This is a genomic window from Enterobacter sp. BIDMC92 (genome assembly GCF_001030225.1).
GTDB lineage: Bacteria > Pseudomonadota > Gammaproteobacteria > Enterobacterales > Enterobacteriaceae > Enterobacter > Enterobacter sichuanensis.
Map to the genome: position 1 here is coordinate 1,315,219 of NZ_KQ087598.1, position 26,727 is coordinate 1,341,945.

A 26,727-nucleotide genomic window follows, 5' to 3' on the forward strand; every position below is an offset into this window, starting at 1 on the left:
CAGGCGCTTTCTGGATAGCCGTAATTTAGCTTAGGCCGCGCCGGGAACCAGCACTTCGGTGGCGATAATCACGATAATCAGCCCAACAATCACGGGCACTGAGGTGCGTTTGACCACTTCGAATGGCGAAATTTTTGCCATCCCGGCAACGGCGACGACCACGCCCGACACCGGAGAGATAGTACGGCCCAGGTTTGACGCCTGCAGCATGGGAATGGAGAGATACGCCGGGTTAATACCGGAGGAGTGAGCCAGTTTGGGGATCATCTCCACAAAAGCGTAGAAGGGCGCGTTACCGGAGCCGGTGGTCATGGCCGCCAGCATGGTGAGCACCACCAGAACCAGCATCAGGATAATACTGGCCGAGCCGAACGAGGTGGCAATGGAGATCAGGCTCTGGATAAAGCCGATTGTGCTCAGGCCCTGGGCAAAGACGCCTGCCGCAACCAGCAGCATCACCACCCCGGCAAAGGCATCCGCCATACCGCGATACGCCACTTCCAGACCGGAGAAGACGTTTTGCGTGTTAAAACCGCGCACAAATTCCAGCATGGCGGCCAGCAGCATACAGATCACCAGAATGGTGATGATGTGCAGCTGCGGACCCCATTTGCCGTCAAAAATCAGTACCCCGATAATCGGCGTGAAGGGCAGAATGGCATAAAACGCGGGTGCGGTGGTGGTGATTTCACTCACATCCATCATTTCGTGGCTGATGTTCTCTTTCTTATCCAGATAGCGCTGCCAGAAGAAATGCGCGATACCCATTCCCACAATGGCGACAATAGAGATCGGCAACGTGGTTTTAAAGGCGAAGTCGATGAGTGACATTTCCGCTGCCTTTGCTGCCAGCACAACATCACCTGAAGTCGGGGAGAGAATTATCGCTGCCGGTGACGCGCAAATTGCCGCTGCCGCGCCACGGCTGATACCGACGTTGACCATGACCGGGAACAGTGTGGCCATGAGCAGTACGCCAAGTCCGGTAGCCGACGACACGGCCAGCGACATCAGGCAGGCGAGGAAATAGGCGGCGACCATCAGCAGATAGGGCGAGTTGATGTACTGCAGGGGTTTTGAGGCAAGTTTAACGACCATGTCGTTGGCACCGATATGGGTCATGTAGGCGGCAAAGCCGCACAGCATCATGATCATCATACCCAGGTCGCCGCCGCGGCTCATGAGTAATATCTTAATGTATTCAACAATATCAGTGGCGGTGTAACCCGTACTGGTTGCGCTGGCTGGTAATACCTGATGCCCCATTATGGCGCTGATAATCAGCAGTGTTAAACCGCCAACAAATAATACGCCCGTGGCCGAGTAGCCTTTAATGATGTAACGTGCGACACCGACAATGACGACGACCCCAATAAGGAGTTCGATAAACGTAAGCATGATTTCCCCTGTATCTTTGCTGCACTGGAGCACAAAAAATCAATAAAATAAGAAGGATGAAAATGTGCCGAATAAATGGCCCGTTCTTGCTGATTAAAATCAATAAACAGACGACTAGAGAACGGAACAACCGCATTTTTGCCATGGCCCATACATTTATGTCATGAGAGGCTTGACCGTCAGACATCGCGCAGGATGTCTTTATAATGATAACAAAATGTTAATAACCTGTGTAGTTTAGTATGTTATTGATTAAGAAGTTAAAGAGGTAAAAAGCCTACGTAATATGGGCTTATTCGAACGTCCCGACAGGTTTAATTAAGAATATTCCCGAAAAAAGGCCGGATAATTAGGAATAACAGCGATGCCGTTAAGTTCTGGTTCAACTATTTTATGGTAAACTTTGCCTCGAATACTAAGAATGGTAATTGCATTGTGATCGTACGTAATACTTTTTTCTCTATTTTGTTGTTTATTTTTGGGCAGTTAACGTTTTCTTCTGTTGCACAGGCAGCGGACAACGCGACGGATAAAGGCTGGTTCTCAACCTTTACAGATAATGTTTCCCAGACATGGTCGGCACCAGAACATTATGATCTCTATGTTCCGGCAATAACGTGGCATGCGCGCTTTGCTTATGACAAAGAGAAAACCGATAAATACAACGAGCGTCCCTGGGGGGCGGGTTTTGGTCAGTCGCGCTGGGATGAAAAGGGCAACTGGCACGGCATCTACCTGATGGCCTTTAAGGACTCGTTTAATAAATGGGAACCGATTGGCGGTTATGGCTGGGAGAAAACCTGGCGCCCGTTAGCAGACGAGAACTTCCACGTCGGTTTGGGCTATACCGCCGGGGTCACTGCGCGTGACAACTGGAACTACATTCCGATCCCGGTGCTGCTGCCGCTGGCCTCTATTGGCTATGGGCCGGCAACGTTCCAGATGACCTACATTCCCGGTACGTACAACAACGGTAACGTTTACTTCGCCTGGATGCGTTTTCAGTTTTAACTGAAAAAACTTTACATGTTGGTGAAAAAACGCGCAAGCGTTGATTCATAAACGATAAAAATCTGCCAGTGAAAATTAACGCGACTTTAGTCACTTTTTATTAAAGATCCGCTGGACAAAAGGTCCCACAATTGATGTACTGGTAACCGACACAGCATTTGTGTCGTTTTTTAATGTAAAGGTAATTTTGATGTCTAAGATTAAAGGTAACGTTAAGTGGTTTAATGAGTCCAAAGGATTCGGTTTCATTACTCCTGAAGATGGCAGCAAAGACGTGTTCGTACACTTCTCTGCAATCCAGTCTAATGGTTTCAAAACTCTGGCTGAAGGTCAGCGTGTAGAGTTCGAAATCACTAACGGTGCCAAAGGCCCTTCTGCTGCTAACGTAATCGCTCTGTAATTCAGACGCGTCAGCAAGAATTTCAAAACCCGCTCACTGAGCGGGTTTTTTTCGTTTTGAATCAGCCAAGCAGATACATTTTCAGGAAGCTGGCCACGATCAGCACGCTCAACAACACCATTCCTGCGCTCATCAGACTCTGTTTCATTCTGTCACCCTCGTTCAGTATTGCACTCAGAGTGACAGAGAAAAATTAAGCCAACATTAACGTGCTGACTGTTAGTGCTGACTTGCAGTGGAAAATAGCCAAAATGCGATCCCCGTCATCGCAAAGGAGCCCAGCATGTTAATGGCGATGTTCACCAGCGCCCAGCCGATACGACCTTCCTGAAAGAGAAACACCACTTCTGCAGAGAAGGTTGAGAAGGTGGTTAAGCCGCCGCAGAAACCTGTCGTAATCAATACCTTCCATATTGGGTCGATGTGCGTCATGCGGTTAAACCAGGCCAGTCCCATGCCTATGATAAAGGCGCCAATCAGGTTCGCGGCAAGCGTCCCCATCGGAATCGCCTGATGCAGCGGGTTAAACCGCATACTCAGAAACCATCGCGCAACGCTACCCGTTCCCCCACCAATAAAAACGGCTAAAAGTAGTTGTAACACGCTTAATACCTGCTATTTGATGTGTAAGAGAAGCGAGTTTAACGCCGTTTATGATGAGGGGACAAATATGTATGTTGCGGTAGGACAATTTGCGGTCACGCCTGACTGGCAGGCGAACGCGAAAAAATGCGTCGACCTGATGTTGCAGGCCCAACAGAAAGGCGCGTCGCTGCTGGTGCTTCCTGAGGCGCTGCTGGCCAGGGATGATAATGACCCGGATTTATCCGTGAAGTCCGCGCAGCCGCTGGACGGTGAATTCTTACAGCAATTGCTCGCTCAGAGCGTGGGCAATACGATGACGACGATCTTAACAATCCATGTTCCCTCTATGCCGGGTCGGGCGGTGAATACGCTGGTGGCGATTCGCGGCGGAGCCATTGTCGCACGTTACGCCAAGCTGCATCTCTATGATGCCTTCAGCGTTCAGGAGTCCCGGCGGGTTGACCCGGGAGACCGTATTCCCCCGCTGCTGGAGATTGACGGAGTAAAGATTGGGCTGATGACCTGCTACGACCTGCGTTTTCCGGAGCTGGCGCTCCATCTGGCGTTACAGGGCGCGGACGTACTGGTATTGCCTGCCGCGTGGGTCAAAGGGCCGTTAAAAGAGCATCACTGGGCGACGCTGCTTGCTGCGCGCGCGCTGGATACGACCTGCTATGTGGTTGCAGCAGGCGAATGCGGCACGAAAAATATCGGGCAAAGCAGGGTGGTGGATCCGCTGGGGGTGACGATCGCCGCCGCCGCTGAAACCCCCGAGTTGCTGGTGGCGGAGATAAACGTAGACAGAATCGCGCTTGCACGTCAGCAATTACCTGTTCTTCGCAATCGTCGGTTTGCGCCACCGCAATTATTGTGATGTTTTTTTCAACAACGCTTGATTCACCTTGTTACAGATTGCTATTGTGTGCACGCGCTAAATGACCGTTAATAGATTCAGGTTTTGGCGCTGTATGCAGCCTGTTTTAAGTAAAGAAGGTATCTATGGGTGAGATTAGTATTACCAAACTGCTGGTGGTTGCCGCACTGGTCGTCCTGCTGTTTGGTACCAAGAAGTTACGCACGCTGGGTGGTGACCTGGGGGCTGCCATCAAAGGCTTTAAGAAAGCGATGAACGACGATGACGCGGCTGCGAAGAAAAGCGCCGAGGACGACATCCCGGCAGACAAGCTTTCTCACAAAGAGTGACAGCCATGCCTGAGGGCATGCGAAAAAAAAACCGGCTCATGAGGCCGGTTTTTTTGTATTACTGTAAATGAATATTACAGCATTATTTTACTTCTTCGCCTTTCGCCTGCATGTCCGCATGGTAAGAGGAGCGAACAAACGGGCCGCACGCCGCGTGGGTAAAGCCCATCGCCATCGCTTCGGCTTTCATCTCATCAAACTCGTCCGGGCTGACGTAGCGCTGTACCGGCAGGTGGTGACGGCTTGGCTGCAGATACTGGCCCAGGGTGAGCATGGTTACACCGTGGCGGCGAAGATCGCGCATTACCTCGATGATTTCCTCATTGGTTTCACCCAGACCTACCATCAGGCCTGATTTGGTCGGAATGTGCGGATGCGCTTCTTTGAAACGCTCCAGCAGCTTCAGGGACCAGTTATAATCCGCACCCGGACGAACCTGGCGGTAAAGACGCGGCACGTTCTCCAGGTTGTGGTTAAATACGTCTGGCGGCGTGGCGGTCAGAATATCCAGCGCACGATCCATACGGCCGCGGAAGTCAGGCACCAGCGTCTCGATTTTGATGTTCGGGCTTTTTTCGCGAATGGCCGTAATACAATCAGCGAAGTGCTGTGCACCACCATCGCGCAGATCGTCACGGTCTACGGAGGTAATGACCACATAACGCAGCGCCATATCAGCGATGGTCTGCGCCAGTTTTTGGGGTTCGTTAGCATCAGGTGCAACTGGACGGCCATGGGCTACGTCGCAGAACGGGCAGCGGCGGGTACAGATAGCACCCAGAATCATAAACGTCGCGGTACCGTGATTGAAACATTCAGCAAGGTTCGGGCAAGAGGCTTCTTCACAGACGGAGTGAAGGCCATTTTTGCGCATCGCCGCTTTGATCCCCTGGATACGCGAAGAGTCGGCCGGAAGTTTGATTTTCATCCATTCCGGTTTTCTTAACAGCGCCTCGCGCTCTGTAGCCACGTTTTTAACCGGGATAAGGGCCATTTTATCGGCATCGCGGTATTTAACACCGCGTTCCATCACAATGGGTTTACTCATAGCGTGCGTGTTCCAGTTGCGAATATCGAAGGAAAGCGTTTCAATTCAAGGGAATGTTGTATTTATCAACTATTTTTGAACGAACGACAGGCAGTATATCATTGAAAGGGGCGTTAAAGCAGCCTGCCAGGTCGCCAATTTGTAAAATAGTTGTTGTTTTGTGCCTTTTGCCCTGCCTGCAGCAGGGGCTTGTGCTGTCTGAAGCGGTCAGAAGGCCTGACGGATAATGCGGATAACGTTTTCCAGGACCGGATCGCGCAAACTCAGTTTGTTGTAATGCAGTGAAATCTCGACAGATTCCGCATTAAGCTGGCTGAGTGGGATACTTTCCAGCGGCCAGCATTTGCGCAGCAGGTTGTACAGACGTGCCGGCATAATGCATAGCATATCGCTGCTGCCGATCAGGGATGCGGTAGTGAACATATTGTAACTGCTGAAACTGATCTGGCGTTCCGGGAAAATTTCATCAATACGCTGGCGCAGAGCATGATTCGCCTGTCCTTCGGTCATGAAAGACGAGTGGTCATAGTTGCGCAGGTTTTCAAGGGTCAGCGGTTCGCTGAGCGCGGGATGCTGCTGGCGACACACCAGAACCAGATTATCCGCATAAAGCACATTTTGCCCCAGCGCTCTGGCACTGAAACTGCCGCTTTCAATAATCAGGTCCGTCTGGAACTGGGCAAGCTGAATATCAGGCTCACTAAGAGGCACGTTGCGCAGCAGAAGCTGCGGAGCATGCTCTTTCACGGCCTGATAAATTGCAGGCATCACCAGAACGCCCACGGAAGGGGAACAGCCGATGGTAATGGTGCGCTGCTTATCGTAGCTGCCGGTTAAATCCAGCGCGCCCAGAATGGATTCCAGCCCCTGGCTGATGAACTCATGGAGGTGCGTGGCGTAGGCCGTCGGCGTCACTCCCTGGCCCTTACGGATAAATAACGGGTCGGGAAATATAGCGCGCAGCTTTTGAATGGACTGGCTTATTGCTGATGGCGTGAGATTAAGAATTTTCGCAGCGTTAACGATACCCTTATGGACATATACTGCCTCAAAAATAGTCAGTAAATTGAGATCAATATTACGTAAAGTCCGAAAAATTTGCGGCTTGTCTTCGCCACCAGGGTCATTCAGGCGTTTGGCTGGTAAATTATTATACTCCACGCTTTTACTCCGTATACATTCACAATATGAATGATAGTTGAATTTATTTATTATGCTTGTAGAGATTCGTAAAGTGTTGGTTTTGTTTCACTTCTTTATCAAAAATCAAACAGTTGTGTGATTATCACTCATGTTACTTAGACCCTGTTTGTCACGTTTGAGGGAAGCTAAATAATATGTAACGGCAATATTCGGGCGCTTCGAAAATATAGAATCTGTGGTTTATTGTAAAGCGCAAAAGCGGTAAATAAACAGTGGCCCGTCAAATTAGCGAGCCATGTTGTATGATATATTAAGCAGGGATATATTCGTGCGGGGGATTGTTAAGTAGTGCTAACACGTTCTTCAAAAGCACAGGACGAATAGTGTCTGGCGTAGCGGTATCGACCCACTGGCGCATTTGCGTCATCTCCATGCCGGCGTAGCCGCAGGGGTTTATGCGCTGGAAAGGGGTGAGATCCATATTAATATTCAATGCCAGGCCGTGGAAGGAGCAGCCTTTACGAATTCGCAGCCCCAGAGAGCAGATCTTCATTTCCCCGACGTAAACGCCTGGTGCATCGGCGCGTGGATGCGCATCGATACCATATTCCGCCAGCGTATTGACGACAGTTTGTTCCAGTAGAGTAACCAGTTCACGCACGCCCAGTTTTCTGCGCTTCAGATTAAGCAGGACGTACATTACCTGCTGTCCGGGTCCGTGGTAAGTGACCTGCCCGCCGCGATCGCTCTGAATCACCGGGATGTCTCCCGTCATCAATAAATGTTCCGCTTTTCCCGCCTGACCCTGCGTAAAGACTGGCAGGTGTTCGACCAGCCAGATCTCGTCCGGGGTGCTCTCATCGCGTGAATCGGTGAAGTCATGCATAGCCTGGGAGACAGGCTCATAAGGTTGCAGCCCGAGGTGTCGGACCAGAATTTTATCCTGATACAAAACAGCGTCTCCGAAGACGAGGGACAAAAGATGCGGGGGAGTATATCACAGCGGGGAGATGGGTTACCCGGCAAACCGGGTAACCGCAAAGGGACTACAGCACCATACGAACAATTTCGATATTGCCGAGCTCTTCGTACAGCGTCTCAACCTGCTCAATGTGTGTAGCGGTGATGGTAATAGAAACCGAGTGGTAGTTGCCCTTGCTGCTTGGTTTTACTGACGGAGAGTAGTCACCCGGCGCATGGCGCTGTACCACTTCAACCACCTGATCAACCAGCTCAGGCTTCGCCAGACCCATTACTTTGTAGGTAAATGGGGTAGGGAATTCAAGCAGTTCGTTAAGTTTGGTTTTCATGTCAGCTCCGGCGTAACGTCAAAAAGAATAACTCCCACGTCAGGTGGGAGTTATCAGGATACTTAGTATATGGGGATCAAAATCACACTTTCAAGTGTTCAATTTTTAACCAAACCAGTGATGGAACATCAATTTAATGTAATCAATGATTTTGCCGAAGAAATTACCTTCAGGAATTTCTTGCAGGACAACCAGCGGACGCTGATCGATCGTCTTGCCATCCAGCTGGAAATTGATGGTGCCTACAACCTGGTTTTTCTGCAGTGGCGCATGCAGCTCGGTGCTGTTCAGGACGTAGCTGGCTTTGAGATCCTTCATACGACCGCGCGGAATGGTCAGGTACAGATCTTTATCCACGCCAAGGGAGGCACGGTCGTTGTCGCCGAACCAGACGGGTTCGGAAGCAAACTCTTTACCTGCTTTCAGTGGGTTCACGGTTTCGAAGAAACGGAAGCCCCAGGTCAGCAGTTTCTTGCTTTCTGTTTCACGACCTTTAAAGGTACGGCCGCCCATCACGGCTGAGATCAGGCGCATCTGACCTTCAGTGGCAGAGGCCACCAGGTTGTAACCCGCTTTGTCAGTATGGCCCGTTTTGATGCCATCAACGTTCAGGCTGTTATCCCACAGCAGGCCGTTACGGTTGGTCTGACGAATACCGTTGAAGGTGAACTCTTTCTCTTTATAGATGGCGTATTCGTTAGGTACATCGCGGATCAGCGCCTGACCAATGAGCGCCATATCACGCGCGGAGCTGTACTGACCGTCGGCGTCCAGACCGTGTACGGTCTGGAAATGGCTGTTTTTCAGACCCAGCGCGTTCACGTAGCTGTTCATCAGGCCCACGAAGGCGTCCTGGCTACCGGCAGCAAAATCGGCCATCGCCACACAGGCATCGTTACCCGATTGCAGGTTGATCCCGCGAATGAGCTGAGAAACTGGAACCTGCATACCCGGTTTCAGGAACATCAGAGACGACCCTTTGAACACCGGGTTTCCGGTTGCCCACGCATCGTTACCGATGGTGACCAGGTCAGTTTCCTTGAATTTCCCGGCTTTCATCGCCTGGCCGATAACGTAGCTGGTCATCATTTTGGTCAGGCTGGCCGGGTCGCGGCGGGCATCAGCATTCTGTTCTGCCAGCACTTTGCCAGAGTTGTAATCGATCAGGATGTAGGATTCCGCGTCGATTTGCGGAACGCCAGGGATCATGGTCTTGATATTCAGGTCATCGGCGTGAGCTGCAGAAAGTGCAGCAGCGCAAAGGGCCGTGGTCAGCGCCATGCGCTGCACAAAACGAGCAGAAAAAGTGGTCTTCATGGTCAGAACTACGACATCCGTGATGGAATTAAAAAAAGTGCCTTACTATAGCAAATGCTATTCAGGCAGGCATCCGACTTTAAGCATGAGTTTGTGAATGTGTTTTACACAAACTGACATTTCGGACACCGCCGATTAACTACTTTGCCACAGCGATAAATGACTGAAGCTGAGCTTCATTTTGCAAACGCTGCTGCAGGGACGCTGCCTGCGCTTTGCTGGCAAACGGCCCCATCTGAATACGCCAGACCGCACCGTTTTGCTCAACGCGTCCCGGGACGCCAAACTGCTGGCTCAGACGCTGTTGATACTGCTGGGCCCGAGCCTGATCGCTCACTGCGCCTACCTGCACCACATAGCTGCCGCTGGCCGCTGCCGGAGCTGCCACCACCGTACTTTGCGTGGCCGCTGGCGCCGTTACGGGCGCCGGTTGAGCTGCTGGTGCACTCACAGGAGCAGGGGCGGGTGTCGGCTCACTGCCTTCAAGCACGCCCGAGGCTAAGGTCGTTGGTGCGCCAAGAAAGCCGCTACTCTTTACCGGTGCGCCCGTTGAATCATCACTTTGCAGCGTGTCATTGCTGATTGGACGGATTTCTCCCCCCGGCTGAGCAGGTTCGGCCGGAGAAGAGACGCTTCCCATTCCGCCGTCAAGATTTGGACGGTCGGGAAGGGCATAGGTCTGTTTCGCCACTGTCGTACAGGCGGTACCCGGTCCGGAGAGCGAACCATCCTGCGCCACGATAATCGGGTCGATACGGACTTTGGTGTTATTCGACGTGTTCAGGCGATCGGCGGACGCGCGAGACAGGGAGATCACCCGGTCATTGCCGTACGGGCCGCGGTCATTGATGCGCACAACGATCATACGGCCGTTCGCCAGGTTGGTGATACGGGCATAGCTCGGGATCGGCAGCGTCGGGTGTGCTGCTGTCAGCTGCATTGGGTCGAAGGCCTCCCCGGACGCCGTCAGGTTACTGCCGGGTTCGGCATCATAAATGGCGGCAAAGCCAGCCTGACTGAAGCGGGAAGGATCCTGAACAATTTTGTAGCTTTTGCCGTCGCGCTCGTAATCCTGATTCGCACTGGCATTCAGCGGTTCATAAACGGGATCGGCACCGCTGATTTCAACGATCGGGCCATTACACACCGCAGGCTGCGGCGGCGCGACGGTTGCCTGTTGCTGACCATCATCACTTGTGCAGGCCGCAAGTAAACTTGCCGCAATGCAGATCCCCAGCCACTGCTTACGCATTCCGATCCCCTTATTTTTATACGCTTTTTGACAACATTTTTCTGTGGGTATGGATCGACATCACGATACCAAACCCGGCCATCAACACAATCAGTGCCGAGCCTCCGTAACTCACCAGCGGCAGCGGCACGCCAACCACCGGCAGAATACCACTCACCATACCAATATTTACGAAGACATAAACGAATAAAATCAGCATCAACCCGCCTGCCATAACGCGACCAAAGGTGGTTTGCGCGCGTGCTGCAATCCACAATCCGCGCATGATCAGCAGGACGTATAGCGCCAGCAAAATTAAGATGCCCACCAGCCCCAGCTCTTCTGCCAGTACGGCGAAAATAAAGTCGGTGTGGCGTTCCGGTAAAAACTCCAGCTGCGACTGTGTACCGTGCAGCCAGCCTTTACCGCGCAGGCCACCGGAGCCAATCGCAATTTTAGACTGAATAATATGATAGCCCGCGCCCAGCGGATCGGTTTCCGGATCGAGTAGCATCATGACGCGCTGGCGCTGGTAATCATGCATCAGGAAGAACCAGAGAATCGGAATAAACGCGGCAACCAGCACCACCGCGATGCCAATCAGACGCCAGCTCAGGCCCGACAGGAAAAGAACGAACAGGCCGGAGAGGGCGATGAGGATTGAGGTTCCCAGGTCAGGCTGCGCCGCGACCAGCAGCGTTGGCAGGAAAATCAGCACCAGCGCGATGGCGGTATTTTTCAGAGACGGCGGACAGACGTCGCGGTTGATAAAGCGTGCCACCATCAGGGGTACGGCGATTTTGGCGATTTCCGAGGGCTGGAAGCGGACAACGCCCAGATCCAGCCAGCGCTGCGCCCCTTTTGAGATGGCGCCAAACGCGTCTACCGCAACCAGCAAAATAATACAGAAGATGTAAAGATAGGGCGCCCAGCCTTCATAGACGCGCGGCGGGATCTGCGCCATCACCACCATAATGACCAGACCCATCGCGATCTGGCCAATTTTACGCTCCATCATGCCGATGTCCTGGCCGCTGGCGCTCCAGATAACCAGGGCACTGTAAACCAGCAGAGCCAGCAGGATCAGCAGCATGGCTGGGTCGATGTGGATTTTATCCCACAGCGATTTTTTATTTGGATTATCCGTCATGATTATTGGTCCTCCGCCGCAGCGGCGGCCGGGTTTTCAGCCGGCAGTTCGGTGTTGTTATCACCCAGCATAATGTGGTCAAGGATCTGGCGCATGATGGTCCCGACCGCAGGGCCGGCACCGCCGTTTTCCAGAATCATCGCCACCGCGACCTGCGGGTTATCATAAGGGGCAAACGCCGTCATCAGCTTATGGTCACGCAGACGTTCGGCAATGCGGTGGGCGTTATAGGTTTCGTTGGCTTTCAGACCAAATACCTGCGCCGTACCGGATTTCGCGGCCACTTTATAAGGCGTACCGGCGAAATACTTATGCGCGGTACCGTTCGGACGGTTTGCCACGCCGTACATCCCGTCTTTCGCGATTTCCCAGAAGCCTGAATGGATGTCACCCACAGGCGCTTCGTGCGGCTGGTTCCAGGGCACTTTTTTGCCGTCTTCAACGGTACTTTGCAGCAGGTGAGGGACTTTCACCACGCCGTCATTGATGAGGATCATCATGGCTTTGTTCATCTGAAGCGGCGTTGCCGTCCAGTAGCCCTGGCCGATACCCACCGGAATGGTGTCACCCTGATACCACGGTTTCTTAAAGCGCTTCAGCTTCCACTCACGGGTTGGCATGTTGCCAGAGCGTTCTTCGGCAAGGTCCACCCCGGTGTAATGTCCGTAGCCAAACTTACTCATCCACTCTGACAGACGGTCGATACCCATATCGTACGCCACCTGGTAGAAGAAGGTATCCGCGGACTCTTCCAGCGATTTCGTCACGTTCAGATGGCCGTGGCCCCATTTTTTCCAGTCGCGATAGCGTTTTTCCGACCCCGGAAGTTGCCACCAGCCGGGGTCAAACAGGCTGGTATTACGGTTGATGACACCAGCACTCAGCGCAGAGACCGCCACGTACGGTTTAACCGTTGACGCTGGCGGGTAAACCCCTTGCGTAGCGCGGTTCACCAGCGGCGTGTTCGGGTCATTCAGCAGGCCGGAATAGTCTTTACTGGAGATGCCGTCAACAAAGAGGTTCGGGTCATAGCTTGGCATTGACACCATCGCCAGGATGCCACCGGTACGAGGATCGGTGACCACCACGGCCGCACGGCTGCCCGCCAGTAAGGTTTCAATATACTGCTGCAGTTTAAGGTCGAGGGTCAGATAAACGTCATGTCCCGCCTGAGGCGGCACCTCTTTCAGCTGACGAATGACGCGGCCGCGGTTGTTCACCTCAACCTCTTCATAGCCGGTCTGCCCATGCAGAACATCTTCGTAGTAGCGTTCAATGCCCAGCTTGCCGATATCGTGCGTTGCTGCGTAGTTCGCCAGCTTGCCGTCTTTATCGAGGCGCTCGACGTCTTTATCGTTAATCTTGGAGACGTAGCCAATGACATGCGTCAGCGCGGAGCCGTAAGGGTAGTAACGACGCTTGTAACCTTTCACTTCCACGCCGGGGAAACGGTACTGATTCACCGCAAAGCGGGCCACCTGGACTTCCGTCAGATTGGTTTTAACCGGAATGGAGGTGAAACGGTGGGAACGGGCGCGCTCTTTTTTGAAGGCCGCGATATCGTCATCGTTAAGATCGACCACGCTTCGCAATGCTTCCAGCGTGTCCTGAACGTTATCGACTTTTTCCGGCATCATCTCGATTTGATAGATGGTGCGGTTTAACGCCAGCGGGGTGCCGTTACGATCGTAAATAATGCCGCGGCTGGGCGCGATGGGCACCAGCTTGATCCGGTTTTCGTTTGAACGCGTCTGGTAATCGGTAAAGCGGACAATTTGCAGATTATAAAGGTTGGCGATCAGCACGCCGGTAAGCAGCAAAATCCCGGTAAAGGCGACCAGCGCCCGGCGCACAAACAGCGCGGACTCAGCCGTATAGTCGCGAAAAGAATTCTGTAGTTTCATCCGCTGCTTAATCTACCCTGGTCAGTCATTACTCGCGGTGATAGGGGTGGTTGGTAGTAATGCTCCACGCGCGATACAGGCTTTCTGCCACCAGTACCCGAACGAGCGGGTGGGGAAGCGTCAGCGCGGAGAGAGACCAACTTTGTTCTGCTGCCGCTTTGCAGGCAGGGGACAACCCTTCAGGCCCGCCAATCAACAGACTGACGTCACGACCATCCTGCTTCCAGCGCTCCAGTTCGTGCGCCAGCTGCGGCGTATCCCAGGGCTTCCCTGGAATATCGAGAGTGACGATGCGGTTTTTGCCTGCGGCTGCCAGCATCAGTTCACCCTCTTTATCGAGAATACGTTTGATATCGGCGTTCTTGCCGCGTTTTCCGGCGGGGATCTCCACCAGTTCGAACGGCATGTCTTTTGGAAAACGACGCAGATATTCAGTAAAACCGGTTTGTACCCAGTCCGGCATTTTGGTGCCGACGGCGACCAGCTGCAACTTCACGCATTAACCCCAGAGTTTTTCCAGCTCATACAGGCGACGGCTCTCTTCTTGCATGACGTGGACAATCACATCGCCGAGATCGACAACCACCCAGTCAGCGGTCGCTTCACCTTCAACGCCGAGGGGCAACAGCCCTGCAGCACGCGATTCCTGCACCACGTGATCGGCAATTGAAACAACATGACGCGTAGAGGTACCGGTGCAGATGATCATGCAGTCGGTAATACTGGATTTACCCTTAACGTCGATAGCGATGATGTCCTGACCTTTCAGGTCATCAATTTTGTCAATAACAAAATCCTGGAGTGCTTTACCCTGCAAGTTTTCCCCCTGGGGTGAATGAGATTGTATAACGTTGAATTCGTAGCCAGACAGTATACCTGAACTCAGGCCTGTAACGGGACAAATGTCTCCTGCCCGGCTTTTGAAGGCGGGTATCATCCCACCCTCCGCCTGAGATTGCATCGCCATTTTTGTAAAACAATTTCTGTAAAGCAATGATCGGCGGGAAAGTCTGGCAGCGGAGGATAACAGTATGGCTTACCCTGTCAAGGCAGGAAAAACAATAAGCCACTTAATTATGCCCTTCGGCTATTCATCTGCGCTTTTCTGATACAAACCGTGCGTATGGATATACGCCAGCACCGGGGCCGGTAGCAAATCGTCACAGGCTAAACCGTGCTGTAAACGCTCGCGAATGAGGGTCGCAGAGATATCGAACCACGGCGTCTCCGCCAGATAAATCTTCCCGGCCGGCTGTGTGTGAAGATCTTCTATATTGTCGGTGAGATGATCTTCCAGCCACTGCTGATACTGTGCTTCGCGCATGGTCAGCGGATAGCCCGGACGACGGCAGACGAGCAGGTGGCTGTTCTCCAGAATGGTTTCGTACTGATGCCAGGTGGGGAGATTCAGCAGAGAGTCCTGACCGATGATAAAGGCCAGCGGCTGGTCTGGCCCGTGTTCTGCGCGCCACTCCTGCAGCGTTTGCGACGTCCAGGAGGGCGTGTCGCGGCGCAACTCGCGCTCATCAAGGCTGAAGAGCGGTTTATCCGCGATGGCCAGGGCGAGCATCGCTTTTCGTTGCTCGCTGGTTGCCTCGGGCTGCGGACGATGAGGCGGGACATTATTGGGCATAATGATAACGCGCTGAAGACCAATCAGATTCGCCAGAATTTCAACCGGCTTCAGATGCCCGTAATGTACCGGGTCGAAGGTGCCACCATACAGGGCCTGGAGAGAGTGCATACTATCCATCAATAAAAACGTCAGCCAGCGCCTTGTGGCAGAGCAACAGAGAAAGGCTTTCCAGCTCCGCCCAGACCGACTGACCGTAATCTTGTTTTAACGTGAGCTCAGCGCGCATCAGAAGCTGTACTGCCTGACGCAGCTGTTCATGGCTCAGGCGGTTGATGGCCTCGGTGGTTAACGCCCTGCGATTTTGCCACACCCGATGTTTATCAAACAGCGCGCGCAAGGGCGTATGGGCAGACTGTCGCTTGAGCGCGATCAGCAACAGCAGTTCGCGCTGGAGCGTGCGCAGCAAAATGACCGGCTCGCTGCCTTCAAGGCGCAGCTGCTGCAGAATATGCAGGGCGCGTTTGCTCTTCGCCGACAGCAAGGCATCAACCCAGTGGAACGGCGTGAAGTGCGCCGCGTCGTTAACGGCCTGCTCGACGCGCGGCAGGGTCAGCTTGCCATCCGGCCAGAGCAGGGCGAGCCGGTCCAGCGCCTGCGCGAGGGCCAGCAGGTTGCCTTCGTAGCAGTAGCAGAGCAGTTGATTTGCCGCGTCATCCAGCTGAAGGTTGTTCTGCTTTGCGCGTGCTGCCACCCATTTTGGCAGATGCGCCTGCTCAGGCGTCTGACAGGTGACCTGCACCGCATGGGTCGCGAGTTGGGTAAACCACGCCGCGTTTTCCTGCGCTTTCGTCAGCTTATTGCCACGCACGATCAACAGCAGATCGCTGTGTAACAGACTGACCAGCGTGGCCAGTTGTTCATTAATGGCGGCGTTCGGACCATTCTCTGGCAGCAGGATCTGGATCGTCTGACGCGAGGCAAACAGGCTCATCGCCTGGCAAAGCGAGAAGAGGGCATTCCAGTCGGTATTGTTATCCAGCTGGACGGTGTGGTGTTCATCGAAGCCCTGAGCGGCCGCCGCGTGTCGCACGGCATCCAGGCTTTCCTGTAGTAATAGCGGATCGTTACCGAGGAGCAGATACGCCGCGCGCAGCCCTTCATTGAGCTGCGCGCGGAGTTGTTCAGGATACAGCCTGATCATCAGTTACCCATTGAGGTAGAAACAGGAGACGCGTCGGCATCCGGTTTTTCAACAATGTCAGATCCTTGTTTTTTTGACGCTGCAATAGCTGGCAGTTTACGGATCAGCTGTTCCGCTGCCTTGTCGTACATTTCGTTGATGATAATCTGCTGTTCGGCATCTTTTGCCAGCGCCGTCTGCGGGTTATCGAAGAACGAACGGTACACTTTCGTGCTGATCGGGTAGATGTCTTTACCCGGGATCAGAACTGCCGCGTTAACCGCCATGACCATCTGATACTCTGCGGTATGGCCGTCCTGGAAGATAGAGGCCGTATCTTTGCTGAGCGTCATCCCCAGCACACGCAGAGACGGTACATCCTGGCGCAGGGTGCCTTTTTCGATCAGCTCAACGCCGTTCAGACGCAACTGATTACGAATTGCGCGGCTGAGTGGACCGTTAGGATCCGATGAGTCGAAAATCATCGTTTTCATCTCAGCAGGCACCGCCGTGGTATTGCGCAGGTGCCAGCCACAGCCAGCGGTGACAAGCACCGCCAGAGATAAGAGTATTGTTGCCAGTTGTCGCACGTTTCCTCCCGCGCTTAGCCAACGACCAGATTCAGCAATTTACCTGGTACGTAGATCACTTTACGTACGGTAACGCCCTCAAGATATTTTGCGACCAGCGGTTCCTGGCCCGCGCGCTCGCGAACCTGTTCTTCGGTTGCGTCGACCGCCACGGTAATTTTACCGCGGACTTTACCGTTTACCTGGACCACAACCAGCGTGGTGTTTTCCACCATCGCGGCTTCATCAGCCTCTGGCCACGGCGCGTTGTCGATATCGCCTTCGCCTTTCAGCTCCTGCCACAGGGTGAAGCTGACGTGAGGCGTGAACGGGTTCAGCATGCGAACGACGGCCAGCAGCGCTTCACGCATTAAGGCACGATCCTGCTCGCCCTCTTGCGGCGCCTTCGCCAGTTTGTTCATCAGTTCCATAATAGCCGCAATTGCGGTATTGAAGGTCTGACGACGACCAATATCATCGGTCACTTTCGCAATCGTTTTATGAACATCACGGCGCAGCGCCTGCTGATCTTCCGTCAGGGCGGCGGCGTTCAGGGCCGGAGCATCGCCCAGTGAGGTGTGTTCGTAAACCAGTTTCCAGACGCGCTTCAGGAAGCGGTTCGCCCCTTCAACGCCTGACTCCTGCCATTCCAGGGTCATGTCTGCCGGAGAGGCAAACATCATGAACAGACGCACGGTATCCGCACCGTAACGCTCAACCATCACCTGCGGGTCGATGCCGTTGTTTTTAGACTTGGACATCTTGCTCATGCCGGTATAGACCAGCTCATGACCTTCGGCGTCTTTCGCCTTCACGATACGGCCTTTCTCGTCGCGCTCAACGATCGCATCGACCGGAGAAACCCAGTTACGCTCGCCGTTTGCACCCACGTAGTAGAACGCATCTGCCAGCACCATGCCCTGGCACAGCAGCTGTTTAGCAGGCTCGTCAGAGTTCACCATGCCCGCGTCGCGCATCAGTTTATGGAAGAAGCGGAAGTAGAGCAGGTGCATGATGGCGTGTTCAATACCGCCGATGTAAATATCAACCGGCAGCCAGTAGTTTGCCGCGTTGGAGTCCAGCATGCCGTCCTGATACTGCGGGCAGGTGTAACGCGCGTAATACCAGGATGATTCCATAAAGGTGTCGAAGGTGTCAGTTTCACGCAGCGCAGGCTGGCCGTTGACGGTGGTTTTGGCCCACTCGGGATCGGCTTTGATCGGGCTGGTGATACCGTCCATGACCACGTCTTCCGGCAGGATCACCGGGAGCTGATCGTCTGGCGTTGGCATCACGGTGCCATCTTCCAGGGTCACCATTGGAATTGGCGCACCCCAGTAACGCTGACGGGAGACGCCCCAGTCGCGCAGACGGTAGTTCACCTTACGCTCACCTACGCCCAGAGAAGCCAGTTTGTCGGCAATGGCGTTAAAGCCCTCTTCGAAGCTCAGGCCGCTGAACTCGCCGGAGTTGAACAGGGTGCCTTTTTCGGTCAGCGCTTGTTCGGACAGGTCTGGTTCAGAACCGTCAGCCGCCAGGATAACAGGCTTGATGGTCAGGCCGTATTTGGTGGCAAATTCGTAGTCGCGCTGGTCGTGACCCGGAACGGCCATTACGGCACCCGTGCCATACTCCATCAGCACGAAGTTGGCGGCCCAGACAGGAATGGCTTCGCCGGTCAGTGGGTGAATGGCTTTGAAGCCAGTATCCACGCCTTTTTTCTCCATCGTTGCCATATCGGCTTCAGCCACTTTGGTGTTGCGGCATTCGTCGATGAAGGTGGCCAGTTCCGGATTATTTTCTGCCGCTTTCTGCGCCAGCGGGTGACCTGCGGCCACGGCCAGGTAGGTCGCGCCCATGAAGGTGTCCGGACGGGTGGTATAGACGGTCAGGGTCTGGTCGTAGTTCTCAACGTTGAAGGTAATTTCCACGCCTTCAGAACGGCCGATCCAGTTGCGCTGCATGGTCTTAACGGTATCCGGCCAGTGGTCCAGACTATCCAGATCGTTCAGCAGTTCGTCAGCGTAAGCGGTGATTTTGATAAACCACTGCGGGATCTCTTTACGCTCAACTTTTGTGTCACAGCGCCAGCAGCAGCCGTCGATAACCTGTTCGTTAGCGAGAACGGTCTGGTCATTCGGACACCAGTTAACGGCAGACGTCTTCTTGTAAACCAGGCCTTTTTTGTACAGCTCGGTGAAGAACTTCTGTTCCCAGCGATAGTATTCCGGGGTACAGGTTGCCAGCTCGCGGCTCCAGTCATAGCCAAAGCCCAGCATTTTGAGCTGGTTTTTCATGTACGCGATATTGTCGTACGTCCACGGGGCTGGCGCCGTATTGTTTTTTACCGCTGCGCCTTCCGCAGGCAGGCCAAACGCATCCCAGCCGATTGGCTGCAGAACGTTCTTGCCCAGCATGCGCTGGTAGCGTGCAATCACATCACCGATGGTGTAGTTACGCACGTGGCCCATGTGTAGTCGACCAGAAGGATAGGGAAGCATCGACAGGCAGTAATACTTCTCTTTGCTCTCGTCTTCGGTTACTTCAAAGGTGCGCTTCTCGTCCCAGTGTTGCTGGACTTTTGATTCTATCTCTTCCGGGCGGTATTGCTCTTGCATGGCAGCCAGTGGTCCTGTTTTCAATACAGCTACAAATGTAGCCAATGGATGTGGTAATTCAGATCCGCATAGCATAGCCCAAACGCCCGCGTCAAAACAGCCTTTCGCACAAATGCGCTTTGCAGGAATTTACCGGGTCTGTGCTTCACCTGACAAAGCGGCGATGAAATAAGGTCTATTATTAGAAATAGTTACTTACCCGGGAGGCAAAATGATGAACAAGGTTGCTCAATTTTACCGCGAACTGGTGGCGACACTGACGGAACGGCTGCGTAACGGCGAGCGCGATATTGACGCGCTGGTGGAGCAGGCTCGTGCCCGGGTGACGCAAACGGGTGAGTTAACGCGAACCGAAGTGGAAGAGGTGACCCGTGCCGTGCGCCGTGACCTGGAAGAGTTTGCGCGCAGCTACGAGGAGAGCCAGGATGAGATCGCCGACAGCGTCTTTATGCGGGTGATTAAAGAGAGTCTGTGGCAGGAGCTGGCCGATATTACTGATAAAACGCAGCTGGAGTGGCGCGAGGTGTTTCAGGATTTGAACCACCACGGTGTGTACCAGAGTGGGGAAGTGGTTGGGCTGGGAAATCTGGTGTGCGAGAAATGCCATCACCATATTGCGGTGTATACGCCGGATGTGCTGCCGCTGTGTCCGAAATGCGGGCACGACCAGTTCCAGCGTCGGCCGTTTGAGCCATAAATAAAAGCAAAACGGCAACCACGTTGCCGTTTTTAGTGTCTGCGCCCTCTCCCCGTGGGAGAGGGTTGGGGTGAGGGCATCAGGCCGCACAAGGTAAACGCAAAACGGCAACTATGTTGCCGTTTTTAGTGTCTGCGCCCCTCTCCCGTGGGAGAGGGTTGGGGTGAGGGCATCAGGGCGCACTGTAGTAAGCCAGCCTCTCCGCCAGCAAATCCACAAACGCCTGTCTGTCAATATCCACCATCACCGTTGTATTCGGTTTATTCCCCGTCAGCGAGTAGTAGTCCACCACCGTCATGCCCTGGGTATATTTCCCCTGTGTCTCAACGCCTACCCATCGGTCCACCGTGGTAAACATCTCCGGCTTTAACAGCCAGGCGATCGTGCAGGGGTCATGCAGCGGTGCGCCGTGGAATCCCCACTTCTCGGCTTTGTGATACTCCATAAAGAAGTCGAGCAGCTCAGCCACGGTTGTGGCGACCGGGTTACCCACGGAACGGAAACGTTCAATGTCGTCGGCCATAATCTGCGCGCGGTGGGTAACGTCCAGCCCTGCCATCACAATCGGCAAACCGGACTGGAAGACGATCTCCGCCGCTTCCGGGTCGACAAAAATGTTGAACTCAGCGGACGGCGTCCAGTTACCGAGCCCCATCGCCCCGCCCATGATGACGATACGGGCAATTTTGCCGTGCAGTTCAGGATGGCTGTTCAACAGCAGCGCGACGTTGGTTTGCGGTCCCGTTGCCACCAGGGTCACGGGTTCCGCGCTCTCACGCAGCACCTTTGCCATCAGCTCCACGGCGGTACAGTTTTGCGGCGTGAAGCCCGGCTCCGGCAGCGCCGGACCGTCCAGCCCACTTTCACCGTGCACGTTATCCGCAATAATTAATTCACGCATCAGGGGCTTGAGGGCACCGCCAGCGACAGGAATATCCGTGCGGTTAAGCAGCGTCAGCATGCGCAAAGCGTTACGCAGGGTTTTATCCGGCGTCTGGTTTCCGGCAGAAGAGGTGACGGCTTTGACGTCGAGCTCAGGGGAGGCAAGTGCAAGGACGAGCGCGATCGCGTCATCATGACCCGGGTCGCAATCGAAAATAATAGGTTGTGCCATAGCGTTCTCCATTCATAGCGTTATTTTGTGACAAGGTTAACGCTGCAATGGGACACACGACGAGAAGAAGTGAGCGAAAGCGTGAGGCAGTGCGCAATCCGCAGATTGCGCACTGAGAAGATTAGTGCAGGATTTTCGCGAGGAAATCTTTCGCACGTTCTGATTTCGGGTTAGCGAAGAACTCCTCTTTCGGTGAGTCTTCCACGATCTTCCCTTCATCCATAAAGATCACGCGGTTGGCCACTTTACGTGCGAAGCCCATCTCATGGGTTACCACCATCATGGTCATCCCTTCATGCGCCAGCTCAACCATAACGTCCAGCACTTCGTTGATCATCTCCGGATCGAGGGCCGACGTAGGTTCGTCAAACAGCATCGCCACAGGATCCATGCACAGCGCGCGGGCAATCGCCACACGCTGCTGCTGGCCGCCAGAGAGCTGTGCCGGGAACTTATCGGCATGGGCCGCGAGCCCAACGCGTTCCAGCAGTTTCAGGCCTTTCTCGCGCGATGCTTTTTTATCACGCTTAAGCACTTTCACCTGCGCCAGGGTCAGGTTCTCAATAATGGAGAGGTGAGGGAACAGCTCAAAATGCTGGAACACCATCCCAACGTGAGAGCGAAGCTGAGCGAGGTTGGTTTTCTTGTCGTTAACTTTGGTGCCGTTGACCACGATCTCACCCTGCTGCACCGGCTCCAGTCCGTTGACGGTTTTGATCAGCGTCGATTTACCGGAGCCGGACGGTCCGCACACCACCACCACGTCGCCTTTTTTCACTTCGGTGGAGCAGTCGGTCAGCACCTGAAAGTGCCCATACCATTTAGAAACATTTTTCAGGGAAATCATTGTACCGTCCTTTTCTTCAGCCAGCTGACCAACAGCGACGCGCTTAAACTAATCACAAAATAGACCGCTCCCGCGAAGAGCACCATCTCGACCTGCGTACCATCACGTTCACCGATGGTGGACGCGGTACGGAAGAAGTCTGCCAGACTCAGCACGTAGACCAGGGAGGTATCCTGGAACAGTACGATACCCTGGGTCAGCAGGAGTGGAACCATGGCGCGAAACGCCTGCGGCAGAATAATGAGCTGCATGGACTGCCAGTGCGTCATCCCCAGTGCCAGCGCGGCGCTGGACTGTCCACGGGAGATACTCTGAATGCCCGCACGGATAATCTCTGAATAGTAGGCGGCCTCAAACATCGAGAACGCCACCATCGCGGAGATCAGGCGGATATCGGTTTTCGGTGACAGCCCCAGCACGTTTTGCAGGAAGCCGGGCACAATCAGATAAAACCACAGCAGCACCATCACCAGCGGGATGGAACGGAAAACGTTGACGTAGGCGGTTGCAAACCAGGCGAGCGGCTTAAAGCTCGAAAGGCGCATGACGGCCAGCAGGGTACCCCAGACGATACCGACGATGATGGCAATAAGCGTGATTTTTAAGGTAATCACCAGGCCATCAAGCAGGTATGGCATAGAGGGAACGATAGAACTCCAGTCAAACTCGTACATTATTTGCCCCCCATATTGCCCGGCAGGCGAATTTTGCGTTCAACCAGGTTCATCACCAGCATGATGAAAGCGTTAATCAGAACATACGCGAGCGTGATTGCGGTGAAGGATTCCCACGCGTGCGCGGAGTAATCCAGCAGCTTTCCCGCTTGAGCCGCCATATCGACCAGACCGATGGTTGAGGCGATGGCCGAGTTTTTCACCAGGTTCATCATCTCAGAGGTCATCGGTGGGACGATCACGCGGTAAGCGTTAGGCAGCAGCACGTAACGGTAGGTTTGCGGCAGGGTTAACCCCATCGCCAGGCCCGCATTTTTTTGTCCACGGGGTAATGACTGAATGGCGGCACGCACCTGCTCACAAACGCGCGCAGCGGTAAACAGCCCCAGACACATCATTGAGGAGACAAAGAACTGTACATTCGGATCCAGTTCCGATTTGAACCACATGCCAATATTTTCAGGCAGCAGTTCCGGGATAACCAGATACCAGGTAAAGAATTGCACGATGAGCGGAACGTTACGGAACAGTTCCACGTACAGGGTGCCCAGTGTTGAAAGGAAACGGTTAGGGACGGTACGCAGAATACCGAACAGCGAACCGACAAGAAACGCGATAATCCACGCCGTTATCGATAATGCCACGGTAACCTGAAATCCGCTCCACAGCCAGCCAAGATAGGTGGTGTTGCCGAACGGGGCTTGTTGCAGGAATATGCCCCAGTTCCAGTCGATTGACATAATAAACTCCAGAAAAAAAAGGGTAGCAGCGCTACCCTCGAAGATTGGTGAGAAGCTCATTTTTCGTGCTGAGTGGGGAACGACCACTCAACGTATAGTCTGTCCGTGCTTCCCGACAATCGAGAGGGCAGGAGATCCCGCCCCTGTTGTTCTAATTAGTTAAGAGCTTTGTCATTGGGTGATTTGAACAGGGCCTTCATGTCGTCGGACAGTTCAAAGTTCATGTTCAGGTTTTTTGGTGGAATCGGGTTCTTGAACCATTTGTCGAACCATTTTTCCGCTTCGCCGGAGGTTTGCACCTGGGCGATGGTGTCATCGATCAGCTTTTTGAACTGCGGATCGTCTTTACGCAGCATACAGCCGTAGGCTTCTTTCGACTGCGCGGTACCGACGATATCCCAGTTGTCCGGTTTCTTCGCTTTTGCACGCTCGCCCGCCAGCAGGGCGTCGTCCATCATAAACGCGACGGCACGACCACTTTCCAGGGTACGGAAGGAGTCGCCATGGTCTTTAGCGCTGATGATGCGCATATCCATTTTCTTCTCGTCATTCAGCTTGTGCAGCAGCACTTCTGAAGTGGTACCGGAGGTGACCACGACCGCTTTCCCTTTCAGGTCAGCGAAGTCTTTGATCTCACCGCCTTTCTTCGTCAGCAGCCGGGTGCCCACAACAAAGATGGTGTCCGAGAAGGCTGCCTGTTTCTGACGCTCGAGGTTGTTGGTGGTGGAGCCACACTCAAAATCAAAGGTGCCGTTTTGCAGCAGTGGAATACGGTTCTGTGAAGTGATTGGGATCAGCTTCACCTGCAGGTCAGGTTTGTTCAGCTTTTTCTTCACAGCTTCAACGATGGCGTTGGAGTAATCCTGTGAATAACCTACGACTTTTTGCGTGTTGTCGTAGTAAGAGAACGGGACAGAAGATTCACGGTGGCCGACCACGATCACGCCGTTTTTGGCAATCTTGTCGAGAGTGCTGCCGGCTGCCGGCGCATCTTCAGCGTGGACCACGCCAGCAGACATTCCCATCACCAGCATTGCTGTGGCCAGTTTACGTAATTGCATACCCAACTCCTTCTTATCAGCGCCAGTGACGCATTGATACCCATTGTGATGTTGTTATATCTCGCGCGATGCGAGTGCAGTGTTATGCAAGCTTGTTAACATTTAGTCTGGCTTAATGTAAAGATTTTGCTGCGTTATTGTTTATTTTTGCGAAGCGCGCCGCACCATTCAGAGGCAAATATCTCCCGTTGCACCGTTTCGGTGCTACCGGTGATCTACGCTGGTGCGACAAAGTTGCACATTAAGCCAAACTGCGTTTACCTGAATAAACAAAGCAATAGGCGTGCCAGAAATGACCCTCACCCTATCCCTCTCCCTGGAAGGGAGAGGGGAAAAGGCAGAGCTGGATGGTGAAACGGTGCGTGGACTATTCCCTCTCCCCTTAGGGGAGAGGGCCAGGGTGAGGGGTTATTTACGACGCTGACGCAGACTCATCAACACGGCGCCAAAGCCAAACAGCGCGGTCAGGATCCACAGTGGCCAGTTGCCGGTACGCGCATATGGCGTTAACCCGGTCGTTGGCGTGACTGTCGTGGTCAGCACTTCACGGGTGAACTGAGGGATCATGGCCTGAATTTCACCCTGCGGTCCAATCACGGCGGTAATGCCGTTATTGGTGCTGCGCAGCAGTGGACGCGCCAGCTCAAGGGAGCGCATGCGCGCCATCTGGAAGTGCTGCCACGGGCCAATCGACTTACCGAACCACGCATCGTTAGAGATGGTCAGCAGGAAGTCCGTGTCCGGACGGAAGTTATCCCGCACCTGTTCGCCGAGAATGATTTCGTAGCAAATGGCCGCCGTCAGAGCAAAGCCGTGCGCGTGCAGCTGGGGCTGAACGTATGGCCCGCGGCTGAAAGAGGACATCGGCAGGTCAAAGAAGGGGGCCAGCGGACGCAGAATCGACTCCAGCGGAACAAACTCACCAAACGGTACCAGGTGATTCTTGTTATACCGGTCAGTCGAGTGGTAACTGTATTCGCTGTCTTTACCGAGCGTAATGATGGTGTTGTAGGTGTCGTAGCGGTTCTGCTGGTTCAGACGCGCATCCACAATGCCGGTAATCAACGTGCTACCGCGCGCGAGTAGCAGATCGTTCATCATGTTCAGAAACGGCTGCTGGTTGAGTTCCAGATCGGGGATCGCCGACTCCGGCCAGATAATCAGCTGTGATTTTCCCATCACCTCTTCGGTGGCGTTGGCGTAAATCTTCAGCGTATTCAGCAGCTCTTTCTCGTCCCACTTCATGGACTGCGGGATATTTCCCTGCACCATGGAAACCTGCATGGCACGCCCGGGCTCGGGCGTGAACCACTGGATATAGCGCAGCGGGAAAGGCAGGGCGAACAATACGAGCGCCACCACCAGCGGTTTCCAGCAGCGCGTGACCAGCGCCAGTACCAGCAGGCCGCTGATCACCATCAGCAGGAAGTTGATGGCTTCAACGCCCATCACCGGCGCCAGACCTTTTAGCGGGCCGTCAATTTGACTGTAGCCGAACTGCAGCCACGGGAAGCCCGTCAGTACCCAACCGCGCAAGAACTCGGTGAGTTGCCAGACCACGGGCGCGGCAATGGCGACGCGTAGCCAGCTGGTTTTTGGCCACAGGCGAGAAAGGATGCCCGCGAACAAACCGGTATACAGTGAAAGGTACGCGGCGAGCAGTACCACCAGGAAGACATTAACAGGGCCTGGCATACCGCCAAACTGGGCGATGCTGACATAGACCCAGTTGATGCCTGAGCCAAACAGCCCCAGCCCCCAGAAGTAGCCGATGGCGGCAGCCTGGACGGGACGACGATTCAGGGTTAAACCCTGTAGTCCCATCAGGGAGAGGATGGCCGCAGGCCAGATATCGTAAGGAGAAAAAGCCAGCGTACCGCTGGCTCCGATTAACAGCGCCAGCAGCAAACGGACGCGCTGGCGTTCAAACAGTGGGGCAAATGCCATTTAC

At 54.0% G+C, this 26,727-nt stretch carries 27 protein-coding genes; 5 read left to right on the forward strand and 22 right to left on the reverse strand.

Annotated features, from left to right (window positions below):
- Nucleotides 1-30: 30 nt before the first annotated feature.
- Nucleotides 31-1,398 carry an anaerobic C4-dicarboxylate transporter DcuC gene (dcuC, locus tag SP99_RS05940; protein WP_045286223.1) on the reverse strand — a complete coding sequence of 456 codons (1,368 nt, stop codon included), beginning with the start codon at nt 1,396-1,398 and terminating at the stop codon, nt 31-33.
- Between the two features lie 393 nt (nt 1,399-1,791).
- Between dcuC and pagP the strand changes: the two genes are divergently transcribed.
- The gene (gene pagP, locus SP99_RS05945; RefSeq protein WP_047958016.1) at nt 1,792-2,409 is read left to right on the forward strand and encodes a lipid IV(A) palmitoyltransferase PagP; all 618 of its coding nucleotides are present in this window, start codon (nt 1,792-1,794) and stop codon (nt 2,407-2,409) included.
- A 190-nt stretch (nt 2,410-2,599) separates the two neighbouring features.
- Complete coding sequence (gene cspE / locus SP99_RS05950; RefSeq protein ID WP_002439184.1) at nt 2,600-2,809, forward strand: transcription antiterminator/RNA stability regulator CspE; 210 nt, start codon at nt 2,600-2,602, stop codon at nt 2,807-2,809.
- Nucleotides 2,810-3,028: 219 nt separating this feature from the next.
- On the opposite strand, the gene crcB is transcribed toward cspE, so the two are convergent.
- Entirely contained in the window at nt 3,029-3,412 is a 384-nt protein-coding gene (gene crcB, locus SP99_RS05955) for a fluoride efflux transporter CrcB (RefSeq protein WP_047958017.1), read from the reverse strand.
- Nucleotides 3,413-3,479: 67 nt separating this feature from the next.
- Between crcB and SP99_RS05960 the strand changes: the two genes are divergently transcribed.
- Nucleotides 3,480-4,268, forward strand: coding sequence for a deaminated glutathione amidase (locus SP99_RS05960; protein WP_047958018.1), 789 nt, complete (start codon nt 3,480-3,482; stop codon nt 4,266-4,268).
- A 125-nt stretch (nt 4,269-4,393) separates the two neighbouring features.
- Nucleotides 4,394-4,597, forward strand: a complete 204-nt coding sequence (tatE, locus tag SP99_RS05965; RefSeq protein WP_025756331.1) for a twin-arginine translocase subunit TatE — start codon at nt 4,394-4,396, stop codon at nt 4,595-4,597.
- Nucleotides 4,598-4,679: 82 nt separating this feature from the next.
- Here the strand turns inward: tatE and lipA are convergent, their stop codons facing one another.
- The 14 genes from lipA to leuS all read right to left on the reverse strand — a co-directional run bounded on the left by lipA (nt 4,680) and on the right by leuS (nt 19,643).
- Nucleotides 4,680-5,645, reverse strand: coding sequence for a lipoyl synthase (gene lipA / locus SP99_RS05970; protein WP_024907012.1), 966 nt, complete (start codon nt 5,643-5,645; stop codon nt 4,680-4,682).
- 207 nt (nt 5,646-5,852) lie between these two features.
- On the reverse strand, nt 5,853-6,806 hold the full coding sequence (locus SP99_RS05975; protein WP_045286197.1) for a YbeF family transcriptional regulator: 954 nt from the start codon (nt 6,804-6,806) through the stop codon (nt 5,853-5,855).
- A 292-nt stretch (nt 6,807-7,098) separates the two neighbouring features.
- Nucleotides 7,099-7,740 (reverse strand): lipoyl(octanoyl) transferase LipB, encoded by a 642-nt coding sequence (gene lipB / locus SP99_RS05980; protein WP_045286196.1) that lies wholly within the window; start codon nt 7,738-7,740, stop codon nt 7,099-7,101.
- A gap of 94 nt (nt 7,741-7,834) precedes the next feature.
- Nucleotides 7,835-8,098 carry a DUF493 family protein YbeD gene (gene ybeD, locus SP99_RS05985; protein WP_003858718.1) on the reverse strand — a complete coding sequence of 88 codons (264 nt, stop codon included), beginning with the start codon at nt 8,096-8,098 and terminating at the stop codon, nt 7,835-7,837.
- Nucleotides 8,099-8,203: 105 nt separating this feature from the next.
- Nucleotides 8,204-9,415, reverse strand: coding sequence for a D-alanyl-D-alanine carboxypeptidase DacA (dacA, locus tag SP99_RS05990; RefSeq protein WP_025756334.1), 1,212 nt, complete (start codon nt 9,413-9,415; stop codon nt 8,204-8,206).
- 139 nt (nt 9,416-9,554) lie between these two features.
- Entirely contained in the window at nt 9,555-10,667 is a 1,113-nt protein-coding gene (gene rlpA / locus SP99_RS05995; protein WP_047958019.1) for an endolytic peptidoglycan transglycosylase RlpA, read from the reverse strand.
- Between the two features lie 16 nt (nt 10,668-10,683).
- Complete coding sequence (gene mrdB, locus SP99_RS06000; RefSeq protein ID WP_013097590.1) at nt 10,684-11,796, reverse strand: peptidoglycan glycosyltransferase MrdB; 1,113 nt, start codon at nt 11,794-11,796, stop codon at nt 10,684-10,686.
- A gap of 2 nt (nt 11,797-11,798) precedes the next feature.
- Complete coding sequence (gene mrdA, locus SP99_RS06005) at nt 11,799-13,700, reverse strand: peptidoglycan DD-transpeptidase MrdA (protein ID WP_025756336.1); 1,902 nt, start codon at nt 13,698-13,700, stop codon at nt 11,799-11,801.
- Between the two features lie 28 nt (nt 13,701-13,728).
- Nucleotides 13,729-14,196: a 23S rRNA (pseudouridine(1915)-N(3))-methyltransferase RlmH gene (rlmH, locus tag SP99_RS06010; protein ID WP_003858701.1), complete on the reverse strand. Its 468-nt coding sequence runs from the start codon at nt 14,194-14,196 to the stop codon at nt 13,729-13,731.
- Between the two features lie 3 nt (nt 14,197-14,199).
- The gene (gene rsfS / locus SP99_RS06015; RefSeq protein WP_003858696.1) at nt 14,200-14,517 is read right to left on the reverse strand and encodes a ribosome silencing factor; all 318 of its coding nucleotides are present in this window, start codon (nt 14,515-14,517) and stop codon (nt 14,200-14,202) included.
- Between the two features lie 270 nt (nt 14,518-14,787).
- Nucleotides 14,788-15,453: a nicotinate-nucleotide adenylyltransferase gene (gene nadD, locus SP99_RS06020; protein ID WP_025756337.1), complete on the reverse strand. Its 666-nt coding sequence runs from the start codon at nt 15,451-15,453 to the stop codon at nt 14,788-14,790.
- Complete coding sequence (gene holA, locus SP99_RS06025) at nt 15,446-16,477, reverse strand: DNA polymerase III subunit delta (RefSeq protein WP_047958020.1); 1,032 nt, start codon at nt 16,475-16,477, stop codon at nt 15,446-15,448. Before holA ends, nadD begins: the two co-directional genes overlap by 8 nt.
- Nucleotides 16,477-17,046, reverse strand: coding sequence for an LPS assembly lipoprotein LptE (lptE, locus tag SP99_RS06030; protein WP_025756339.1), 570 nt, complete (start codon nt 17,044-17,046; stop codon nt 16,477-16,479). The genes holA and lptE overlap by 1 nt, the downstream gene beginning before the upstream one ends.
- A gap of 14 nt (nt 17,047-17,060) precedes the next feature.
- Nucleotides 17,061-19,643 carry a leucine--tRNA ligase gene (gene leuS, locus SP99_RS06035; protein ID WP_053060141.1) on the reverse strand — a complete coding sequence of 861 codons (2,583 nt, stop codon included), beginning with the start codon at nt 19,641-19,643 and terminating at the stop codon, nt 17,061-17,063.
- Between the two features lie 214 nt (nt 19,644-19,857).
- Here leuS and SP99_RS06040 point away from each other — a divergent pair, with 214 nt between their 5' ends.
- Nucleotides 19,858-20,340, forward strand: a complete 483-nt coding sequence (locus tag SP99_RS06040; RefSeq protein WP_025756340.1) for a zinc ribbon-containing protein — start codon at nt 19,858-19,860, stop codon at nt 20,338-20,340.
- A gap of 172 nt (nt 20,341-20,512) precedes the next feature.
- On the opposite strand, the gene rihA is transcribed toward SP99_RS06040, so the two are convergent.
- From rihA to lnt, 6 genes are all read right to left on the reverse strand, one after another.
- Nucleotides 20,513-21,454, reverse strand: a complete 942-nt coding sequence (rihA, locus tag SP99_RS06045) for a pyrimidine-specific ribonucleoside hydrolase RihA (protein ID WP_047958022.1) — start codon at nt 21,452-21,454, stop codon at nt 20,513-20,515.
- Nucleotides 21,455-21,575: 121 nt separating this feature from the next.
- On the reverse strand, nt 21,576-22,301 hold the full coding sequence (locus SP99_RS06050; RefSeq protein ID WP_008501046.1) for an amino acid ABC transporter ATP-binding protein: 726 nt from the start codon (nt 22,299-22,301) through the stop codon (nt 21,576-21,578).
- Nucleotides 22,298-22,975 carry a glutamate/aspartate ABC transporter permease GltK gene (gene gltK, locus SP99_RS06055; RefSeq protein ID WP_025756342.1) on the reverse strand — a complete coding sequence of 226 codons (678 nt, stop codon included), beginning with the start codon at nt 22,973-22,975 and terminating at the stop codon, nt 22,298-22,300. Before gltK ends, SP99_RS06050 begins: the two co-directional genes overlap by 4 nt.
- Nucleotides 22,975-23,715 (reverse strand): glutamate/aspartate ABC transporter permease GltJ, encoded by a 741-nt coding sequence (gene gltJ / locus SP99_RS06060; RefSeq protein WP_008501048.1) that lies wholly within the window; start codon nt 23,713-23,715, stop codon nt 22,975-22,977. Before gltJ ends, gltK begins: the two co-directional genes overlap by 1 nt.
- Before the next feature lie 155 nt (nt 23,716-23,870).
- On the reverse strand, nt 23,871-24,776 hold the full coding sequence (locus SP99_RS06065; protein WP_008501049.1) for an amino acid ABC transporter substrate-binding protein: 906 nt from the start codon (nt 24,774-24,776) through the stop codon (nt 23,871-23,873).
- Nucleotides 24,777-25,184: 408 nt separating this feature from the next.
- Complete coding sequence (gene lnt, locus SP99_RS06070; protein WP_047958023.1) at nt 25,185-26,723, reverse strand: apolipoprotein N-acyltransferase; 1,539 nt, start codon at nt 26,721-26,723, stop codon at nt 25,185-25,187.
- Nucleotides 26,724-26,727: the final 4 nt, after the last annotated feature.

Excerpts from the sequence above, each read along its gene's own strand:
- SP99_RS05960 (WP_047958018.1), top strand. The coding sequence starts at position 3,480 with ATGTATGTTGCGGTAGGACAATTTGCGGTCACGCCTGACTGGCAGGCG.
- cspE (WP_002439184.1), top strand. The coding sequence starts at position 2,600 with ATGTCTAAGATTAAAGGTAACGTTAAGTGGTTTAATGAGTCCAAAGGA.
- gltJ (WP_008501048.1), bottom strand. The coding sequence starts at position 23,715 with ATGTCAATCGACTGGAACTGGGGCATATTCCTGCAACAAGCCCCGTTC.
- lnt (WP_047958023.1), bottom strand. The coding sequence starts at position 26,723 with ATGGCATTTGCCCCACTGTTTGAACGCCAGCGCGTCCGTTTGCTGCTG.
- mrdB (WP_013097590.1), bottom strand. The coding sequence starts at position 11,796 with ATGACGGATAATCCAAATAAAAAATCGCTGTGGGATAAAATCCACATC.
- SP99_RS06040 (WP_025756340.1), top strand. The coding sequence starts at position 19,858 with ATGAACAAGGTTGCTCAATTTTACCGCGAACTGGTGGCGACACTGACG.
- dcuC (WP_045286223.1), bottom strand. The coding sequence starts at position 1,398 with ATGCTTACGTTTATCGAACTCCTTATTGGGGTCGTCGTCATTGTCGGT.
- SP99_RS06065 (WP_008501049.1), bottom strand. The coding sequence starts at position 24,776 with ATGCAATTACGTAAACTGGCCACAGCAATGCTGGTGATGGGAATGTCT.
- ybeD (WP_003858718.1), bottom strand. The coding sequence starts at position 8,098 with ATGAAAACCAAACTTAACGAACTGCTTGAATTCCCTACCCCATTTACC.
- holA (WP_047958020.1), bottom strand. The coding sequence starts at position 16,477 with ATGATCAGGCTGTATCCTGAACAACTCCGCGCGCAGCTCAATGAAGGG.
- gltK (WP_025756342.1), bottom strand. The coding sequence starts at position 22,975 with ATGTACGAGTTTGACTGGAGTTCTATCGTTCCCTCTATGCCATACCTG.
- tatE (WP_025756331.1), top strand. The coding sequence starts at position 4,394 with ATGGGTGAGATTAGTATTACCAAACTGCTGGTGGTTGCCGCACTGGTC.
- rlpA (WP_047958019.1), bottom strand. The coding sequence starts at position 10,667 with ATGCGTAAGCAGTGGCTGGGGATCTGCATTGCGGCAAGTTTACTTGCG.
- rihA (WP_047958022.1), bottom strand. The coding sequence starts at position 21,454 with ATGGCACAACCTATTATTTTCGATTGCGACCCGGGTCATGATGACGCG.
- nadD (WP_025756337.1), bottom strand. The coding sequence starts at position 15,453 with ATGGATAGTATGCACTCTCTCCAGGCCCTGTATGGTGGCACCTTCGAC.
- leuS (WP_053060141.1), bottom strand. The coding sequence starts at position 19,643 with ATGCAAGAGCAATACCGCCCGGAAGAGATAGAATCAAAAGTCCAGCAA.
- SP99_RS06050 (WP_008501046.1), bottom strand. The coding sequence starts at position 22,301 with ATGATTTCCCTGAAAAATGTTTCTAAATGGTATGGGCACTTTCAGGTG.
- dacA (WP_025756334.1), bottom strand. The coding sequence starts at position 9,415 with ATGAAGACCACTTTTTCTGCTCGTTTTGTGCAGCGCATGGCGCTGACC.
- mrdA (WP_025756336.1), bottom strand. The coding sequence starts at position 13,700 with ATGAAACTACAGAATTCTTTTCGCGACTATACGGCTGAGTCCGCGCTG.
- pagP (WP_047958016.1), top strand. The coding sequence starts at position 1,792 with ATGGTAAACTTTGCCTCGAATACTAAGAATGGTAATTGCATTGTGATC.
- lipA (WP_024907012.1), bottom strand. The coding sequence starts at position 5,645 with ATGAGTAAACCCATTGTGATGGAACGCGGTGTTAAATACCGCGATGCC.